Origin of the sequence: Polaromonas sp. (genome assembly GCF_029945895.1) — a bacterium.
In the GTDB taxonomy this organism is placed as follows: Bacteria; Pseudomonadota; Gammaproteobacteria; order Burkholderiales; family Burkholderiaceae_C; genus Polaromonas.
Genome location: NZ_JAQSDL010000015.1, coordinates 20,707 through 37,339 on the forward strand (window position 1 = coordinate 20,707; position 16,633 = coordinate 37,339).

Genomic DNA, 16,633 nt, shown 5'->3' on the forward strand with positions numbered 1-16,633 from the left:
ACCTTGGAAGACCGCCAAAGCTTTTTTAAATCAAGCACTTAGAGCGATGTTCGAAAATGTATCTGAGGACTATCTCATTAACTATCCCTTCTGTTCTTCCAATCGATTCATCCGAAAATGAGGTACTGGCTCAGCATTGTTGTCGCCACCCCCGCCCACAGCAGCGTGGCCGGACCGCTGACCTATCGGAGCGAGTGGCCGCTTCTGCCGGGAAGCCTGGTGCGCGTGCCACTGGGCAAACGTGAAGTCCTGGGTGTGGTGTGGGAGGTCTTGCCGGACAGCGGCGACCTGCCGGAAAGCCAGTCCAAAGCGGTGCTGGGCGCGCTGGAAGGCCTGGCGCCCCTGCAGTCCACCTGGCGGCGGCTGGTCGGTTTCACCGCGAACTACTACCAGCGCTCGCTCGGCGAGGTGGCACTGGCCGCGCTGCCGCCGCAATTGCGCGAACTGAGCACCGTGCAGCTGGCACGCCGGCTCAAGCGGCCGGTGGCTCCGGCGCCAGACACCCCGGACACTACTGATTTAATAGCACTCAGCGCAGAGCAGGAAAGGGCTATCGCCGAATTTGATGCCGATACCCGGCCGGCGCTGCTGTTTGGCGCCACCGGCAGCGGAAAAACCGAGGTCTACCTGCGAGCCGCCGCCCGCGTGCTGGCGCAGGACCCCACCGCCCAGGTGCTGGTGATGGTGCCCGAGATCAACCTGACGCCCCAGCTGCAGGCACGTTTCGAGGAACGTTTTGCGCACCTCGGCAAGGCCCAGGTGGTGGCGCTGCACAGCGGCCTGACACCGGCGCAGCGGCTCAAGAGCTGGCTGGCCGCCCACGCCGGCCAAGCGCGGCTGGTGCTGGGCACCCGCATGGCGATTTTTGCGTCGCTGCCCAATCTGCGCCTGATCGTCGTCGACGAGGAACATGACCCGAGCTACAAGCAGCAGGAAGGCGCGCGTTATTCGGCGCGGGATCTGGCGGTTTACCGGGCGATGCTGGAAAGCTCACGATCACACGCCGGTGACAGTGAGGGCGCTGAGGCTTCTCCCTTGCCAGCCGGGACCGCGGGACCCGCTTGGCCGGGCCGCAGGAGCAGCGAACCAGACGCAGCGGGGAGCGTGGGGGCCTGTCGTGTCCTGCTGGGTTCGGCGACGCCTTCGCTGGAAAGCTGGCAGGCGACCGTGGTGGGCCGTTACCAGCGCCTGACGATGAACGAACGAATCGGGGGCGTGGAGCAACAGGGCAGCCTGCCTGCCGTCAGGCTGGTCGACATGAACCACCAGCCCAAACACTGCACGATTGCCCCGCCGCTGCTGGACGCCATCGGCCAGCGCATCGCGCGCGGCGAGCAGTCGCTGATTTTTTTGAACCGGCGCGGTTACGCCCCGGTGCTGGCCTGCCACGACTGCGGCTGGAAAAGCGAGTGCCCGCATTGCAGCGCCTTCCGCGTCTTCCACAAGATAGACCGCACGCTGCGCTGCCACCACTGCGGCTTCACCGAACGCGTGCCGCGCGCCTGCCCGGCCTGCGGCAACATCGACATTGCGCCCGTAGGCAAGGGCACGGAGCGGCTGGAGGAACACATCGCCGAACTGCTGGCGGGTGTGACGCGGCCCGACGGCAGCCCCCTGCGCATTGCGCGCATCGACGCCGACACCACGCGCCTGAAGGGCGCGCTCGAATCGCAGCTGGCCAGCGTGCACGCGCGCGAGGTCGATGTGCTGGTCGGCACGCAGATGATTGCCAAGGGCCATGACTTTCGTCACATCACGCTGGTCGCGGCGATCAACCCCGACGGCGCGCTGTTCTCGAGCGACTTCCGCGCGCCCGAGCGACTGTTCGGCCTGCTCATGCAGGCCGCCGGGCGCGCCGGGCGCGACGCCGACCATGGCGAAGCCAGCGAGATGTGGGTGCAGACCTTCCATCCGCAGCACCCGCTGTTCGCCGCGCTGAAAAAACACGACTACCCGGCGTTTGCGGCGCAGGAACTCAAGGAGCGCGAGGCGGCCGGCATGTCGCCCTTCGGTTTTTCAGCGCTGGTGCGCGCCGAGGCCCGGGAGCAGGCGGTGGCCCAGGGGTTTCTCAATGCGGCTGCCGCCGTGGCGCAGGCGCAGCAGCTTCCGGGCATCGACGCCGTCACCCCCTACCCGGCCGTGCCCATGACCATCCAGCGCGTGGCGAATATCGAGCGGGCGCAAATGCTGGTGGAGAGCCCCTCACGCGCGGCACTGCAGCGTTTCCTGGCGGCCTGGCAGCCGGTGCTGCACGAGACGCGCAGGCAGGCCGAATTCAAAAGCCTGGTGCGCTGGGCGATCGACGTGGATCCGCTGGCAATATAAAGCCCCCGCGCTTGTCGCTTCGCGTACTACGCTGCCCCCCGAGGGGGCGCTGCGCCTGCGGCCCGGCTGAGCCGGACCCACGGCCCCGGCTGGTCTGAAGAGGCTTCTGCGGGAGCCTCAGGTCAGCAGTGCGACGGCGCCTGAAAAAGTGAAAAACGCCAACACCGTCGACACCAGAATGATGCGCGCGATGCGGCCGTTGTTGGCGCCGAAACGCTCGGCCAGCAGCGACACATTGCTGGCGCTCGGCAGGGCGGCCACCAGCACGATCACCGTCAGGGCAAAAGGCTGCAGCGGCACACCCAGCTGGATGGCGCCCAGGCCCACCAGGCCCACCAGCAGCGGGTGCAGGACCAGCTTGATCAGCGCCACCGGCACATAGTCTTTCAGCGGTATGGTTTCCACGCTGTTCATCTGCGAACGCGCCAGCACCGCGCCTATCGTGAACAGCGCCACCGGCGAGGCGGCATCTGCCAGCAGGCCCACCGTCTGCATCACCGGTCCGGGCAGGGCCAGTCCCAGTCCCGACGACAGGGCGCCCAGCAGGATGGCCCAGGGCATGGGATTCAGCGCCACACCCTTGAGTGCGTTCTTCGCCGCCACCTCCGCGCCATGGATATCGGCAGAATCGAGCCGCGACAGGGCGATACACAGCGAACTTGTCACCAGCAGGTCCACCACGATGGTGACGATGGCTGGCCCCGCCGCCTGCGCGCCCAGCAGCGCCACCAGCAGGGGTACGCCCATGAAACCGGTGTTCGGGAAAGCCGCGACCAGCGCGCCGAAGGAGGCGTCGTTCCAGCCGATGCGCAGGTTGCGCGTCACGGCAATCGTGAACGCCACCATGATCAGCGCGCACAGCAGGTACACGGCCACCAGCCCGCCGTCGAGCAGCTGCGCCACCGGCGTGTTCGCGCCAAAGCGGTACAACATGCAGGGCAGCGCGAAATACAGCACAAAGGTGTTCAGGCCCGGAATCGCAGCCTGCGGCAGCAACCCGCGCCGCGCCGCCAGATAGCCACACAGCACCAGCGCGAAGAAGGGAAAGGTGATCAGGAGAATGCTTAGCACAAGCCGTATTGTCACCGCCAAAGAGGCCGCCCAGCGGACTGGCTATGATGGCCCGCTTGCGTCCATCTTTCAGCCAGCCCTGTGACGGTGGCTGCAACCGCTTCGGCCCTTCCTGTTCGCCCCTTTTCACTGCATGTCGTCCCCCCCGCCCTTTGCATCGCCCCAGGCCCACGGCCTGAACCTCGCCCAGCAGGAAGCCGTCAACTACATGCATGGCCCCTGTCTGGTGCTGGCAGGTGCAGGTTCCGGCAAGACACGGGTGATCACGCACAAGATTGGCCGCCTGATCCAGGCCGGCTTGCCCCCGCAGGAGATCGCGGCCATTACCTTCACCAACAAGGCCGCAGCGGAGATGCGCGAACGCGCCAAAAAACTGATCGGCCAGCCCGCCAGGGGCGTGCTGATCTGCACCTTTCACGCGCTCGGCGTGCGCATGTTGCGCCAGGACGGCGAGGTGCTGGGGCTGAAGAAGCAGTTTTCCATTCTGGACAGTGACGACGTGACCAGCATCCTGAAGGACGCTGGCGGCAGCACCGACGCCGCCACGGCGCGGCAATGGCAATGGACCATCAGCGGCTGGAAGAACAGCGGCCTGAATGCGGCCCAGGCTGAAGCCCAGGCAGCCAGCGACGAGGACCGCCTGGTGGCACGCGTGATGGCGCGTTACGAAGAGCGCCTGACGGCCTACCAGAGTGTGGACTTTGACGACCTGATCGGGCTGCCGCTCAAGCTGCTGCGCGAGCATGACGCCGTGCGCGACAAGTGGCAGGCCTCGATGGGCCATGTGCTGGTCGACGAATACCAGGACACCAACGCGACGCAGTACGAGGTGCTCAAGCTGCTGGTCGGTCCGAGGGGGCGTTTCACTGCCGTGGGCGACGACGACCAGTCGATTTACGGCTGGCGTGGCGCCACCCTGGACAACCTGAAAAAGCTGCCTCTGGACTACCCCCAGCTCAAGGTGGTCAAACTGGAGCAGAACTACCGCTCCACCAGCGCCATCCTGCGCGCGGCCAACAACGTGATCGCCCCCAATCCCAAGCTGTTTCCCAAGACGCTGTTCAGCGAACTGGGCGAAGGCGAGCCGGTGCGCGTGGTCGATTGCGACAGCGAGGAACATGAAGCCGAACGCGTGGTGGCGCGCATCCAGAGCCTGCGCGCCGAAGGCACGCTGCAGGCCGTGGGCGGCCAGCACAAAGAGTGGAAAGACTTCTGCGTGCTGTACCGCGCCAACCACATGGCCAAGCCGTTTGAAAAGGCCTTTCGCAAGGCACAAATTCCCTACAAAGTCTCGGGTGGGCAGAGCTTTTTTGACCGCGCCGAGATCAAGGACCTCTGCAGCTGGATGGTGCTGATGGTCAACAACGACAACAATGCCGCCTTCATCCGTGCCATCAAGACGCCCAAACGCGGCATTGGCCACACCACCCTGGGCGCGCTGAGCACCTTTGCCGAGCAGTACAGGCTGAGCCTGTTCGAGTCGCTGTTCAGCAGTTCCCTCAGTGCCGTCCTGCCGGCCAAGGCGGTCGGGTCGCTGCATGAGTTCGGCCGCTACCTCAACGACCTCGAATACCGCGCCAGACGCACGGTGGGCGCCGAGGATGCGCGCGCTTTTCTCACCGCCTGGCTCAAGGACATCGACTACGAAAAGCACATCTACGACAGCGAGGACAGCGAGAACGTCGCCGCCGCGCGCTGGACCAACGTGATGGATTTCTGCGACTGGATGGCGCAGCGCTGCGGCGGGCAGATCGACGACACCTCGGGCGCGGTGGTGGCCGCGGAAACCAAGACCATGCTGGAGGTGGTGCAGACGATTGCCCTGCTGTCGACCATCAGCGAGCGCGAAGGCGACCAGAACGTGGTGACCTTGTCCACGCTGCACGCGGCCAAGGGACTCGAGTGGCCGCATGTGGTGCTGGCTGGCGTGAACGAAGGCCTGCTGCCTTTCAAGCTCGAAGACGATGACGGGACCAATACCGGCGACATTGCGCAGCGTCTCGAAGAAGAGCGGCGTTTGATGTACGTCGGCATCACCCGGGCCCAGTTCACGCTGGCGGTGAACTGGCTGCGCCGCCGGAAGAAGGGGCGCGACACCGTCGCCGGCGTCCCCAGCCGCTTTATTGCCGAGATGGGCCTCGACAAGGCCACGGTCAGGGAAGACCCGCGCGAGAAAATCAGGGCCCTGCGCGCTGAATTTGCCAAAAAATCGGCCGACGCCCTGGCGGCCGCGGCTGCAGCCGAAGAGCGTTAAAGCAGCGGGGCTGACGCCCTGGCGGGCGCCGCCCCTGGGTTCAGATCCCCAGCCACGTACCGATGCCGACCAGCGCGTTCTGGTCGAACTCGATGAAACCCTGCACATTGAGGGCTTCCAGGCGTCTCTTGCCTTCGGCGCTCTGAGCCAGACCGACAAAGTACTCGGTCACCAGGGCGCGCTGGGCGGCCGACATCTTGCCGCTGGCAAGCAGGTGTTTGATCGGCACGGGTTTGCTGGTTGCCAGCACTTTGCCGCCCTTGTCCTGCCAGTCCTTGACCACCGCACGCGAAGCACTGACGCCTGCCTTGACCAAGCCGTGTTCCACCATGAAGGGCACGGCGTCCTGCAACTTGACATAGGTGGTTTCCAGCGGCTGCGGGCCCAGGGCGTCACGCAGCGTGGCCCGCATGATCACCGACGTGATCGAATCTTCGTCAGGCGCCCCCACTTTCATGCCCTTCAGGTCGGCCAGCGTTTTCAGGGGCGAGTCGCCGCGCACCATGAAGGACGCGCGGTATTCGGTAAACCCCTTCGTAAGTGCCACCAGGTTGTAGCCATTTTTGGTCATGGCCCGGATCGCGTGGTGCGCCGGGTGCACCCAGGCGAGGTCGTAGCGTTGTTCGGCCAGGCCCGCCGCGAGTTCCTTGTAGTCGGTCACCGCCTGCACCTTGACAGGTCGCTTGAGCAATTTGCTGAGGTCGTCGGAAACCTCCTTGAAGCGCTCGACGGTGGCTCCCGGATTGACCCGGTAAGTCACGCCCTCGTTAACCGCGAAAAGCAGCGGACCGCTCTGCGCCCACACCTGACCAGCTCCCAGAAACAGAGCCAGCGCACCAACCCATAAACGTCTATTCATTGTTTTCTCCCTGAAAATTAACTAAAAATACCCACTTGCAGTTACATATTGTTTCACTTTAGGTACTTTGGACCTCTTTCAGGTAGGTGTAAACACCGAATGGCCCATGAGTCGTCGTTTGGACCGGGAAGCGTTGCTTTCATGCATAAAGCATGGCGGCAAAACGGCCTGCGCGAAGGCAGAGGGGAAACGGATTTTCCGGTGGACTGCGGTACAGTCTCCGGTTGCCTTGCGGCTCCGAGAGCTCCGCAGCCAGACGGCACCGCCCCTGAAAATAACCATGACACTGACCCTTCCCAGATCTGCTCTCTTTTTTATAGCTGCCAGCGCCGTCATCACCGTGGCAAACGGTCAAAGCAACCCGGACCGACAGGCACCGCGCGCAGGGTCGCCCGGCATGTCGGCCTGTCCGCCCGTTACGCAACTCAAGGCGGCTTACATCCACGGCACATGGCGGGTCCGGTTCGCGCCAGCGCCGGCAGGCTTGCCTGCCGACGCGATGCTGCGCCTGGAGCGGCACGCAGAATTCAGCGAGAGCGTGGCCGGCGTCGTCACCCGCGAGCTGGGGTCCACGGCCGTCCAACCCGCGCAGGGCGGCCACGCGGCGACGGCCCGGCTGGCCGGCGACCTGGAAGACGGACACCTGACCCTCGACGAGTCCTCCAACGGCGTCAGCATCACCGGGGCATGGAACGGCAAAATGGTGGAAGGGTCCTGCGGAAGAAAAATCTCCGGGACCTGGAAGGACATGAGCAGCAGCGCCCCGGCCGACGCGCCCGATGTACCGTTCACGCTGGAGAGGGTCTCCGGATGGTAGTCACCACCCAACAAAAACGCAGGCGCCTTGCAGCAGCCTGGTTATATGCAGCACTGCTGGCCTCAGGCGCGGTGCAGGCACAGACCGGCAGTACCAGCCCCACCCTGCAGGAGCGCAACAACCGCCACGGCTGGCAGGCCTGCCACGCCATGAGCGGCGACGCAGCGGCGCAACTGGCCTGTTTCAAGAACTGGGCGGACTCGCAATTGCCCGCAGACACGCCGCCGCCCAGCCTGACTACCGCGCCGGCCAATCCCGATACCGGGCAAAAGTCCGCCCAGGTCCTGCTGCTGCCAGCCATGAACACCGAAGCCCCGGATGGCAAGAAGATCGGCTGCCGCAACACCAAATACTCCGAGCTGTCCCGCTTCTGGGAACTGCAGCGCGGCACGGATTGCGACACCTTCGGCCTGCGCGGCTACCGCCCCATCAGCCTGATGTGGACCGGCTCGAACAGCGTGAACAACCAGCCGTCCTCGCCCGCGCCGGGCCACACGGTGACCACGCCGTTCAACTACCGGCGCGCCGAGGCCCGGCTGCAGCTGTCGGTGCGTACAAAAATCGCCAAGGGCCTGCTGGCCTCGGGCAGCGATGAAGAAGACGGCAGCGATTCGCTGTGGGTCGGCTACACCCAGCAAAGCTACTGGCAACTGTTCAACGGCTCCGTGTCCCGGCCCTTCCGCACCACCGACCATGAGCCCGAACTGGTGTACATCTACCCGCATCAGATCGCCCTGCCCGGCGGCTGGAAGTACCGCCTGAGCGGCCTCGGCCTGAACCACCAGTCCAATGGGCAAAGCCTGCCGCTGTCACGCAGCTGGAACCGGGTCTACCTGATGGGCGCAGCCGAAAAGGAACTGGGCGGCGACAGCCGGCTGGACCTGCAGGCGCGCGTGTGGCAGCGCTTGCGCGAGTCCTCAGGCCAGGACGACAATCCCGGCATCGCCGACTACATCGGCCGGGCCGAACTGGCCGGGCACTGGCAGATCAACCGCACGCACACCCTGGGCCTGACGCTGCGCCATTCGCTCCGATCCGAAGCCCGCGGATCGGCCAGGCTGGAATGGATGAAGGCGTCCACCTCGATCGCCGATAGCGCGGCCCTGCGTTACCACGTGCAGCTGTTCAGCGGCTACGGCGACAGCCTGGTCGACTACAACCGCCGCAGGACGGTTCTCAGCGTCGGGCTGAGCCTGGTGGACTGGTAGGACGGACCAGCAGTCCGCCGCGCTGCCGCAGGCGGAGAATGTCCCGACGGCCTGCCTGCCGACCAGAGCCGGTCAACCGCAGCCGTCGCGCGATTCCTTTCATCAAATAAGCCTGTAGCCCAGCAGGAACGGGCGTGTGCAGCTATTAATTCAATAGCATAGCGCGGCCGTGGCATTCAAACCGGGCACCCCGGGCGTTTGCAATCGACCCGGTGCCTTGCGCAGCAGGTCCTGCCCGATGGCGGCCTCGTCATCGGTCGTCATCGGTGGGGACAAGCGTTCAGGTCACACCGGCGCGTAGCCAGGATTGGGCAACACGGCAGAAAGCGTGGGTGTATTGAGCTTGCGGGTGCCGACCTTGCCACCCTGGGACTTGAGCCAGGTCTCCACGATCTCCGACATCTGCTTGTTGCCCTGGCTCCTGGCCTCTTCAGCCACTGGCGCCCAGCCAGCCACTTTGTACTTCTTGTCGGCTTCGATCAGCTTGCCGTTGAGGCGCATCTCGTCGATGCGCTTGCCCATGCCGGCCATCGGGTTGCAGCTGTATTGCAGGCCGCCCACGCGCACCATGTCGCCACCCTGCTGGTAATAGGGGTCGGGGTTGAACAGGTTGTCGGCCACGTCCTCCAGGACGGTCTTGATGGTCTCCCCGGACATCTCGGTCAGGGTCGCATAGGAGTAGGTGGTGGCCGTCATGTCCATGATCCACTCACGCGTGATGGCCTGCCCCGGCAACAGGCTGGTGCCCCATCGGAAACCCGGTGAAAACGCGATGTCAGCCCCCTGGACATCCATCAGCGCATCGACCAGCAACTGGTCACCCGTGCCGTTGAAGTTGCCGCGTCGGTACAGCGTGCCTTCGGTGATGGCCAGCTTCTCCGACAGCTTGGCTTCATACGGCGCGCGCACCCTGGTGATCAGCGCATCCATCTCGCGGTCGGCCGGCAGCATGTTGGCAAAAACCGGCAGCAGCTTGTAGCGGAAATCGCGGACCTTCCTGTCTTTGACATCAAAGTCGAGCACGCCCAGGAACTTGCTGTTCGAACCGGCGTTGGTGACAATGGTTTTGCCGCCCTTGTTGCCGACCAGCGAAGCCACCGGCATGCCGTCGTGGGTGTGGCCGCCCATGATGGCGTCGATGCCCGTCACCCGGCCGGCCATCTTCAGGTCCACGTCCATCCCGTTGTGCGACAGGACCACCACCACCTGCGCACCCTTGCCACGGACCTCGTCCACCATCTTCTGCATGTTTTCGTCCTGGATGCCGAAGGCCCAGTCGGCAACCATGTAACGTGGATTGGCAATCGGCGTGTACGGGAAGGCCTGTCCAATGATGGCGCAGGGAACGCCATTGATTTCACGCATCACATAAGGCTTGAAAACCGGGTCGCCAAAGTCGTTGGTCTTGACGTTCTGCGCCACAAAGTCGACCTTGCCCGCGAAATCCTTCTCGATGATTTCCTTCACGCGCTCCATGCCCAGCGTGAACTCCCAGTGACCGGTCATGACGTCCACGCCCAGCAGTTTGCAGGCATCGACCATGTCCTGGCCATTGGTCCACAGCGCGGTGCCCGAACCCTGCCAGGTGTCACCGCCGTCAAGCAGCAGCGCGCCGGGACGGCTTGCCTTCAGGCGCTTGACCAGCGTCGCCAGATGCGCGAATCCGCCGACCTTGCCGTACCGGCGTGCAGCCTTTTCATAATCGAGGTAGGTGAGCACGTGGGCTTCTGCGGTACCGGGGCGGACTTTGGCCACTTTGAGCAGGTGCTCACCGACCAGATGCGGCAGCTTGCCCCTCATGTCACCGATGCCCAGATTGACATTGGGCTCACGGAAGTAGATGGGTTTGAGCTGGGCATGACAATCCGTCATGTGCAGAAACGACACCGTGCCAAATTTGGGAATGTCGTACAGCCCGTTGGAGGCCGTCGCGGCATCCGCTTCGGCGTAGGTGCCCAGGCCCATGCCAGCCATGGTGCCCGCGCCCAGAACCTGGAAAAATTCGCGCTTTGTTAAATTCATAAATCTGCAACTACTGAATTATTGGTCAATAAAAAAGACCCAGGACAAGCCTGGGTCGGATTCACATCACTGGTTGACCGGCGATTTCGGATCCAGCAACAAGGCCATGACATTCTTGATCTGCTGTTCGGTCAGGAAGCCATTGTGGCCGGCCCTCGGCATTTGCGAGCAGGCGTTGTAGGCGCGCGCGTTCCAGATCTTTCCCCAGGTGTATTCCACGATCGGCTTGGAGGCCGGGCTGGCCGGGTCCGCCACACCGCGCAACTTGCCGTAGTTGTACAGGCTGGGGCCAATCGTGCCGAAGGAAATCTCCTCCTTGCTGATCTGGTGGCAGTTGTAGCAGTTGCCGCCATTGACCGAACCCGCCTTGTCAGTCCATGTCATGCCGCGTCCATCCTGAGCGATTTTCTCGCCCTCTTTCCAGTCGCCGAGAAATTTCCCGTCAGAAGGCCACTTGATGGTTTTCATGTTGGCGGCTTCTATCGCCTGGGCCACTTTTCCATCCAGCGGTTTGCCGGCCACATCGGCGGCGCTGCATTGACGGTTGGCATCGTCCTGGACCAGACGATCAACTTTGGCCTGACCCTGGTCCCGGAACGATGCTTTGGCGATGTCCGCCGCCAGTTTGTCCAGATCCGCGCTCGAGGGCATGACAGCACAGCCAGCCAGAAAGACTGCGAGGGCCGGAACAAGGTATTTGATGGTTTTTTTCATGTTGCTGTCTCCTTAACGCTTGAGAGCCGGGGCGATCGATTCGCCGCCCTTGCCGTTCACACCCATATAGACACCCAGTGCGATGGTCGCATCGCTGCCGAACAGGGGATAAGGAAAGCGCTGCTGCCGATAGCAGTCATTCAGACGCAGTTGCATGCCCCACAACTGCCCGTTGGAGACGCGGTAGGCCGGCCAGGCACCAAAACCATTGCCGGCGCCCGGTTGCTTGGTCAGGTTGGGCAGATCCTGCAAGCGGATGCGCTTGTCGTCCGCACCATGGCACGAGGCACAGGCAAAGTCATGGGTACCACCACGCGCGAAAAACAGGCGTTTGCCCACTTCATACATGGTTTTTTCCTGCACATGGTCCTGCGGCAGGTTGAATTTCATGCCCTTTGATTCGGCCGAGATCCAGGCCGCGAGCGCCGTCACATTGTTTTGCTCGCCCTTGCCGAAAGGCGTCTTGGCAATCTCGGCAGCATTGAAGCCCTGCAGCGTTTCCATGCAGGTGAGCAGACGGGATTCCATATCCTGCACCCGTTTGGTATCCGCAAAATAACGCGGCAGTTCCACAAAGGCACCTTTGACCACCCCAGGACCCTTGCCCAGATCGCACTTTTCAAGCGATTCCGCCTTGACACCGCGTTTCTGTTTCCAGAGTTCCTGGCCCTTGGCTTCAAACAATTCTGCAGGGTTACCGTCCTGCAGCATGGCCCGGTATTCGGCAATGCCCTCTGACGCAGACTTCTGCGCCAGCACGTTGCCTGCCATGACAGCAGCCAACGCAGCCATGATCAGTAGTTTTGCTTGTGTCATTGTCACCTCTTGAACTTGTTATGAAGCCAAACGTAAATGGAGAAGAGCAAGCCCTTCTCCACTCTCAACATGGAATCCGAAAGCTCAGGAAACCGTCGCTTCGTCGGTCCTGCTTTCGCCCTTGTTGTCCTTCCAGCTCACACCGACCTTGTCACCGGCCTTGGCGCCCTTGACGGTGAACTGCAGGAACGGATTTTTCGAAACCGCCGGGCCCCATTCCGCGGTCATGACGGTCTTGCCGTTATGCGTGGCGGTGACTTCGGCGATATGCCAGGCAGGCACAAGCTTGCCTGCCGCGTCCTTGCGCTGGCCGGACTCCATCTCGTGACTCATCAAAACACGGACGGTTGCATTGTTGCCTGCCACCTGGGCGCGAATACGCATCGGATCTGCCATTTTCTTACTCCTGAATCTGTATTGAATTGTTCAAAGAAGGGCGATCAGCCGCCGCAACCGCCAAGCGTGACCTTGACTTCCTTTTTCGCAAAAAACGCCTTGCCATCCGCCATCACCGCGACGGCGTACACGTCCGAGGACTGGCCCATCTTGGTACGGGTGGCGAAGCTTGGCTCGACGCTGTCGGTCATGTTGAACACTGCCACCAAAGCGGAGGGGTTTTTCTCGACCAGAATCAGGATCTGCTTCACGCCGGGAAGTGTGGTGCTGGCGGTCAAAGGCACCACAGCGCCGTTTTCAGCGATGTCGGGGCCGCCAATGGTGACGTCTTTGCTCTCGACCGGTGCACCAGCGCCCAGTGCTTTCATGACGTCCGCCGGTGTTTTGGCCTCGAATGCGGTCTTGTTGTAGGCCGCCATTGCATACTGGGGAAACAAGCCCGTGGATGCCAGCAGGCCCGCAACGATGGCGCCCTGTTTGAGTGTCTCGCGACGTGTTTGCATGTTAAATCTCCTTGGTCAATGTAAATACTAATATAAGAATCAACGCCCTGCATGGGGACATTCCCGGCCCTTATTTTCCCGCACCTGCTGCCAGCCACGCGGCAATGGTTTTGGCCTCGGCCTCGCTCAAGCTTTGCGCGGGCATGGGCATCGCACCCCACACCCCGACGCCGCCCGCCTTCACCTTGCCCGCAAGATAGTCCTCTTTCCCGGCGTGCTTTCTGGCAATGTCCATGAAACTGGGGCCGATGATCTTTTTGTCAATCGAGTGGCACGCCGTGCAGCTGTACTTCTGCGTCAGTGCCAGTGCTGCCTTGCTGTCGACTCCAGCCGGCTCGGCCCGGGTCGCCGCCTTGGCGGGCGCCGCTTCGGCCGCCTTCTGGGCGCCCGGCGCCGCTGCCACGCCGGGCAGCAGCGCCTTGCCCTCAGACCTGGTCGTATCGACGCCACGCTGCGCACCGACCGGCCGGTTCTGCTCCGCTAGATTTCCATGTGCGTTGCGCGCAAACTCCGGCAGGAACGACGCCACCTTGGGTTCTGGCGCGCAGTTTTTCATGCAGGCCACATTGCTGGTGTCAGGTTTGGCGCTACCGCCAAGTTCGTTGCCCGGCCACATCGCATGCCGGCTCGTCATGCCATTGCGGTTGGGCAAGCGATTCTGGACTTCCTCCATGTTTTTGTTGGAGAGCGTGAAGTCGTCGGGAACAATGCCCCCCAGGTTGAGCAAGAAGGCCGTCACCGAATAGACCTCTTCGGTCGTCAACGACTTGGGGGCCGTCCAGGGCATGGCGCGATTGATGTAGTCCCACAAGGTCGAGAGGGTGGATACCTTCATCAGGGTGGTGCGCCCCGGATAGGTTGTCGTCGTGAGATTGGCGACGCGCCCTTTCTTGATGTCTTCTGCTGTGGTGCCACCGACCAGGGGACTGAACACTTCACCTGACTCGCCAAAAACGCCATGGCACGACGCACATTTCCCTTCCCAGACCTCCTGCCCTTTTGCCACCGTTCCCGATCCTGGCGGAAGACCCTTGAAATCCGGTCGAACATCGATATCCCAGGCGGCGATCTCCTTGGGCGTTGCGGCGCGTCCAACACCCGGGTAGTTGGCGGCGGTCTGCGCGCCCGCAAGGCTCACCAGGGCAAGCATGGCAGCGGCCAGAACCGCTTTAGGAAACCTGGACATTCTTCACCTCGCCGTTTTCCTGAACCAACCAGGACTGGATGGCATTGTTGTGATAGATGGAGCGCGTGCCGCGCACCGCGCGAAGCTGCTTGTAATTCGGCTGCACGTAACCGGTGTCGTCCATGGCGCGGCTTTGAATGATGGCGGGTTTGCCGTCCCACACCCAGTCAAGGCTGAAGCGTGTCAGCGCTTTCGTCAGCACCGGCGACTCCAGCCGCGCGGTGCGCCAGTTGCGCCCGCCGTCCACCGACACGTCGACCCGCTTGACCTTGCCCCGGCCTGACCAGGCCAGCCCGTTGATGTTGTAAAAACCCTTGTCAAGCAAAGCCTGCCCGCCCGACGGCGTGGTCACGACGCTTTTGCATTCCTGGATGCTGGTGTACTGCCGCTGGGTGCCGTCAAGCTGCAGGTCGATGTAGTGAATCGCTTCATCCTTGGTGGCATAAGGTTTGTCACCCACTTCCAGCCGGCGCAGGTACTTCACCCAGCTCACCCCCTGCACACCCGGCACGACCAGGCGCAAAGGATAGCCCTGCTCCGGGCGCAGCATTTCACCGTTCTGGCCGTAGGCCACGAACACCTCGCCAGACTTGATGAGGCTCATGGGAATGGTGCGCGTCATGGAGGACCCATCAGCACCTTCGGCGAGCACGAACTTGCCGCCCTTGAGGTCGGCTCCGGCCATCTCGAGCAAGGTGATCAACGGCACGCCGGTGAACTCGCTGCACGAGATCATGCCGTGGGTGTACTGGACTGTGGGCACTGCCACATTGCCCCATTCGACCGCCGTATTGGCGCCGCACTCGATAAAGTGAAAACGCGACACGGATGGCAGGCGCATGATTTCGTCCAGCGTGAACACCCTGGGCGACCTGACCATGCCGTTGATCATTAGGCGGTGCCTGGATGGATCAATATCCCACCAGCCCTGATGGTGCCGCTCGAAGTGCAGGCCGCTGGGAGTCACGATGCCAAACAGTGACTGCAATGGCGCAAACGACACCGAAGCCTGCGAGGTCTGGGTCAGTCCCGGACTCTGACGGCGCTGGACATTCACCTCGTATTTTGAGGGCTTGCCATAACCACCGTCGGCGGCCACGGGCTGGCCCAGGCCCTTGCTGTGCTCAGGCAGGTTCAGGATGTTGGGGTCGCCGCCTTCAGCGGGCACCGGATTTCCCTGGGCCATCGCAACCGGCACGGCCAGCCCCGCCGCTGCCGCGGCAAAGGCGCTGCGGATGAAGTCGCGACGCCCGTGGCGGGCCTCTGCAACAACGGTTTTGATGCCGTCGCGGCTCAAAAAGCTCTCGGGGGCCTTCAGGATTCTTCCTGAGCTCAAGTCGTCTTGGTTCACACAGCGTCCTTTTGATAAATAGCCGGGCCCCAGCCCGCATTTCCATCCAGGTCTGCGGGGCTCCCCCGCCTTCGCCCTTTTGTCCGGCCGGCATGCCTGGAAGCCGGTCGCTCGGATTTGCAGCACCTCTGCCAACCGCGGCAAGTGGATCGCGGGCATTCCGTCAAACCGGCTCGCCATCCAGGCAAAGCCCGAAACCCGTCCTGAAACGGGCAGCCAGTATTCTTAGATTCCGAATATCCGGATGCACGAATATAAACGATAATCCCAGTATCGCCGCAAGGGTTTTCACCACCTCCTGGGCTGCAGGGCCCCTATTTGAAACGGTAGTGATCCCGATTCAGGACGGCCGAGATTGCCGTCACTTCTTCGGGAAACAGCCCCAGATTGAGCTCGGTGTTGCACGACTCCACCATCCCGCGCAAAACGCCTGGTGTATTGACACGCCCGGCGGGTCGGTAAATGGCACTGCCATCGCCACCCAATTTCTGCTGATGACAGGCTGCGCATTTGTGCTCCGCGATCAGTCGCTCTCCCAGCTTGAGATCAGCGCCCTCGTACAGGGCCGGTACTTGCGCGCCGGCAGATGCACCGACCAGCAAGAGAAGCAGGGGGAAGGTGGATGGGCTCATGAAATACAAGCGTACAGCAAGGCGCAACGCCACGCAAACGTCGCAGGATGCGACAGCGTTGAAAGCACCCAGGTCGCCAAGTGCTTTCGCTGATCCTGACCGTTGGTCAGCCGTCAGGCCTGGATGCACTGAAGGACGCCTGCCGACCGAATGTGCAGGGCGGTCGGTCAGGGATCGTCCGAAACTGTTCATGGCGCCGACGCCGTGACGGCTGCGCTACGCTCCGATACGCATCGGAGCAACCTCACAAATGCTATTATTATCATAGCTTGGCGCGCTTATAGAACGGGGGCCAATGGCCGATATGACCCCACATTGCGGGCTGACTTCCGGCGCCTGGCCACACACCCGGCGACATGATGGTGTGGCGGCCCTCGATGCATGTCCTGTTCAGCGGTGACATGGTTTACGTCGACCACGTGCTCGGCGTCACTCCCTAGAGCAACAACTGGAGCGTAGTAGTCCATGGTTCCAAGCCG

General features: G+C 62.8%; 14 protein-coding genes and 1 pseudogene. 5 read left to right on the forward strand and 10 right to left on the reverse strand.

The window, feature by feature from the left end; translation table 11 throughout:
• Positions 1-117 precede the first annotated feature (117 nt).
• On the forward strand, positions 118-2,325 hold the full coding sequence (priA, locus tag PSV33_RS02015) for a primosomal protein N' (protein ID WP_300557996.1): 2,208 nt from the start codon (positions 118-120) through the stop codon (positions 2,323-2,325).
• A 117-nt stretch (positions 2,326-2,442) separates the two neighbouring features.
• On the opposite strand, the gene PSV33_RS02020 is transcribed toward priA, so the two are convergent.
• Entirely contained in the window at positions 2,443-3,396 is a 954-nt protein-coding gene (locus PSV33_RS02020; protein ID WP_300557998.1) for an AEC family transporter, read from the reverse strand.
• A 133-nt stretch (positions 3,397-3,529) separates the two neighbouring features.
• Between PSV33_RS02020 and PSV33_RS02025 the strand changes: the two genes are divergently transcribed.
• Positions 3,530-5,650 (forward strand): ATP-dependent helicase, encoded by a 2,121-nt coding sequence (locus tag PSV33_RS02025; RefSeq protein ID WP_300558001.1) that lies wholly within the window; start codon positions 3,530-3,532, stop codon positions 5,648-5,650.
• 40 nt (positions 5,651-5,690) lie between these two features.
• Here PSV33_RS02025 and PSV33_RS02030 read toward each other — a convergent pair whose 3' ends face one another.
• Positions 5,691-6,509 carry a phosphate/phosphite/phosphonate ABC transporter substrate-binding protein gene (locus PSV33_RS02030; RefSeq protein WP_300558004.1) on the reverse strand — a complete coding sequence of 273 codons (819 nt, stop codon included), beginning with the start codon at positions 6,507-6,509 and terminating at the stop codon, positions 5,691-5,693.
• A 280-nt stretch (positions 6,510-6,789) separates the two neighbouring features.
• On the opposite strand from PSV33_RS02030, the gene PSV33_RS02035 reads away from it, so the two are divergent.
• Both PSV33_RS02035 and PSV33_RS02040 read left to right on the forward strand, forming a co-directional pair.
• Entirely contained in the window at positions 6,790-7,326 is a 537-nt protein-coding gene (locus PSV33_RS02035; RefSeq protein WP_300558007.1) for a hypothetical protein, read from the forward strand.
• Positions 7,320-8,534 carry a phospholipase A gene (locus PSV33_RS02040; protein ID WP_300558010.1) on the forward strand — a complete coding sequence of 405 codons (1,215 nt, stop codon included), beginning with the start codon at positions 7,320-7,322 and terminating at the stop codon, positions 8,532-8,534. Before PSV33_RS02035 ends, PSV33_RS02040 begins: the two co-directional genes overlap by 7 nt.
• 285 nt (positions 8,535-8,819) lie before the next feature.
• On the opposite strand, the gene soxB is transcribed toward PSV33_RS02040, so the two are convergent.
• The 8 genes from soxB to PSV33_RS02080 form a co-directional block, all read right to left on the reverse strand.
• Complete coding sequence (gene soxB, locus PSV33_RS02045; RefSeq protein WP_300558013.1) at positions 8,820-10,556, reverse strand: thiosulfohydrolase SoxB; 1,737 nt, start codon at positions 10,554-10,556, stop codon at positions 8,820-8,822.
• Between the two features lie 66 nt (positions 10,557-10,622).
• On the reverse strand, positions 10,623-11,270 hold the full coding sequence (gene soxX, locus PSV33_RS02050; protein ID WP_300558016.1) for a sulfur oxidation c-type cytochrome SoxX: 648 nt from the start codon (positions 11,268-11,270) through the stop codon (positions 10,623-10,625).
• Between the two features lie 12 nt (positions 11,271-11,282).
• Positions 11,283-12,086: a sulfur oxidation c-type cytochrome SoxA gene (gene soxA, locus PSV33_RS02055; RefSeq protein ID WP_300558019.1), complete on the reverse strand. Its 804-nt coding sequence runs from the start codon at positions 12,084-12,086 to the stop codon at positions 11,283-11,285.
• An 84-nt stretch (positions 12,087-12,170) separates the two neighbouring features.
• Entirely contained in the window at positions 12,171-12,482 is a 312-nt protein-coding gene (gene soxZ / locus PSV33_RS02060) for a thiosulfate oxidation carrier complex protein SoxZ (RefSeq protein ID WP_300558022.1), read from the reverse strand.
• A 44-nt stretch (positions 12,483-12,526) separates the two neighbouring features.
• Positions 12,527-12,985: a thiosulfate oxidation carrier protein SoxY gene (gene soxY, locus PSV33_RS02065; protein WP_300558023.1), complete on the reverse strand. Its 459-nt coding sequence runs from the start codon at positions 12,983-12,985 to the stop codon at positions 12,527-12,529.
• Between the two features lie 70 nt (positions 12,986-13,055).
• Positions 13,056-14,135 carry a c-type cytochrome gene (locus PSV33_RS02070; RefSeq protein ID WP_300558025.1) on the reverse strand — a complete coding sequence of 360 codons (1,080 nt, stop codon included), beginning with the start codon at positions 14,133-14,135 and terminating at the stop codon, positions 13,056-13,058.
• Positions 14,136-14,154: 19 nt separating this feature from the next.
• Positions 14,155-15,522, reverse strand: a complete 1,368-nt coding sequence (soxC, locus tag PSV33_RS02075) for a sulfite dehydrogenase (protein WP_300558027.1) — start codon at positions 15,520-15,522, stop codon at positions 14,155-14,157.
• Positions 15,523-15,836: 314 nt separating this feature from the next.
• Complete coding sequence (locus PSV33_RS02080) at positions 15,837-16,346, reverse strand: hypothetical protein (protein ID WP_300558029.1); 510 nt, start codon at positions 16,344-16,346, stop codon at positions 15,837-15,839.
• A gap of 149 nt (positions 16,347-16,495) precedes the next feature.
• Here PSV33_RS02080 and PSV33_RS02085 point away from each other — a divergent pair.
• Positions 16,496-16,594 (forward strand): annotated as a pseudogene (locus PSV33_RS02085) (MBL fold metallo-hydrolase); the annotation flags it as partial.
• Between the last annotated feature and the right edge of the window lie 39 nt (positions 16,595-16,633).